This window comes from Pseudomonas sp. 05N434 (assembly GCF_056396965.1).
In genome coordinates this window covers 1-1,352 of record NZ_JBFTMK010000856.1, presented here as the reverse complement: position 1 = coordinate 1,352, position 1,352 = coordinate 1, and the positions used below count along the sequence as shown (strand labels likewise).

General features: G+C 52.9%; 1 protein-coding gene and 1 pseudogene. Both read left to right on the top strand.

All coding sequences use genetic code 11. The features are described from left to right. Window positions 1-401: 401 nt before the first annotated feature. On the top strand, window positions 402-1,043 hold the full coding sequence (locus AC1DLB_RS30135; RefSeq protein ID WP_028940415.1) for a hypothetical protein: 642 nt from the start codon (window positions 402-404) through the stop codon (window positions 1,041-1,043). Between the two features lie 181 nt (window positions 1,044-1,224). Then, window positions 1,225-1,352, top strand: a pseudogene (locus tag AC1DLB_RS30130) (malate:quinone oxidoreductase); the annotation flags it as partial.

Sequence of the window (1,352 nt, the reverse complement as noted above, 5' to 3'; positions counted from 1 at the left end):
CCTTTGTCCCTTGCTAAACGGCAGCAAGATCTGCCGTTTAGCAAGGGACTCACTTTTTTGCCCAGGAAACTCAAACAGCCTTGATCAAGGGTAAATTCTCAAGGTTGTCTCTGGTGGAGCTGTCCCTTCGAGAGGCACCTACAACCTAACGTGCCACGGGCTGCTCCGCCCAGTCACTGCGGCGGTGACAGGAGGCACATGGAAATAAATTTGTCCCATTTTTATTATCGCTAAACCTTTGCGACCTCAGGCCGCTATAGGCCAGAGCGAGCCCCTCCTCCAGGAACATCAGCCGTTAACGACTGAGGTACTTCGATAAGTTTAGTCGCCAGGCGGACCGCCTCTGTTCGTCCTAATTCACGTTCAAGCTCTCAAATTTTCACAGAAAAGAAAGGACACTTATGCGTCAACTTCTCCCCTTGGCAATCAGTTTGACTCTCATCGGCTGCGCCACCAGTAAAACCGACGTTCGCAATGAAGCCGAGGCTGGCAAGTTTGACCCTACCACCACCGCCCGTGTCCGTCTGATCACAGGCGATAACGCGCACGGCGGATTCGTCAGCGGCCAGACTTGCGAGAAGTTTTACAACGAGTCTCTCAAGAGTTTTCCCATCGAACAGTCCGGCTGGAAAACCGCCCATATCGACTCCGCAGGTCTTTATCCATTCAGGGAGTCAGACCATCAGAACAGCGTGATTGGCATGCCTGCGAGCAAGGAGAGCAAGCTGATCAACGAATCACCCCGACTCTACGACGAGCATGTCGTGACTGCCAACCAACCCTTCATTGCGACCTTTGGCATGGTTGGCTCGGTTTCATGCTCGCCCAAACCCGTGGTGTTCACGCCAGAGCCGGGGCAGGATTATGAAATGCAGTTCCAGATTGTCAAAATCAGCACGTTCAAAGCGGGTTGCATCATTCAGCTACGCAAACTCACTGCTGTTGGAAATACCACTATAGAAACGCCAATGCGACCACAGGTCTGCGCCAGGTCAGCAGATGGAAACTTTCACACCAAGGATCCACTCTTCAATGCCCAGTGAAGCCTCTGCTTCTTGCCTGCTTTGACCTTGCCGGATCACCGCTCAGCAACAATTCGTATAACCCCTGAAAAGGGCTCAAGCCAGCAGCTCGCTGATCCACCGAACCTGCCGGGCAATGTCTTGCAAAAAGGTGCAAAAAGGGGACTGATTTATTTCCTTCAAAATAAATCAGTCCCCTTTTCCGCCAATGTCGGTTCCGCACTTGGACCCCCGTGTCCTGGACGGCAAGCGCGTCATCCTGTTTGGCCCATTCGCGACCTTCAGCACCAAGTTCCTCAAAGAAGGCTCGTACCTGGACCTGCTGAGCAC

Excerpts from the sequence above, each read along its gene's own strand:
- AC1DLB_RS30135 (WP_028940415.1), top strand. The coding sequence starts at position 402 with ATGCGTCAACTTCTCCCCTTGGCAATCAGTTTGACTCTCATCGGCTGC.